General features: G+C 77.4%; 1 protein-coding gene. It reads left to right on the top strand.

From position 1 onward, the window contains the following. Positions 1–394, top strand: a 394-nt coding sequence (locus D7Y13_RS47565; protein WP_208734749.1) for an aliphatic sulfonate ABC transporter substrate-binding protein, incomplete at both ends; no start/stop codon positions are given.

Here is a 394-nt window from a genome sequence, read left to right as displayed (position 1 = left end):
CGTCGGCCTCGGCATCAACTCCGCCCTCGTCTGGATCGAGCGGCGCGCCACCCATCGGCGCCGGCGAGGGCCGGCTGGGCCGACGCCAACCCGGAGGAGGCGCCGCGCATCGTCGCGGCGGAGACCGGCCGCCCGATCGAGTCGGTGCGCGCCACCTCCCCCGACGGCGTGTTCCACCGGTCGCCCGAGATCTCCGAGGCCGCGACCGAGCCGCTGAAGGAGGAAGAGGCGTTCATGGCCGCGGGCGCCCTCTTGGAGGGGCAGGTCGACCACGACGCCGGGGTCCGCGCCCCGGGCCCCTCGACGCGGCGCTGGCGCTGCTCCATGCCCGCGCCAACTGACGACGCGACGCGACGCGACGCGACGCGCCCGCGACGGGGCGAGGGCCTTGGCC

This window comes from Corallococcus praedator, assembly GCF_003612125.1.
GTDB lineage: Bacteria > Myxococcota > Myxococcia > Myxococcales > Myxococcaceae > Corallococcus > Corallococcus praedator.
The sequence above is the reverse complement of the archived record's forward strand: the minus strand, read 5'-3'. Positions and strand labels throughout refer to the sequence as shown.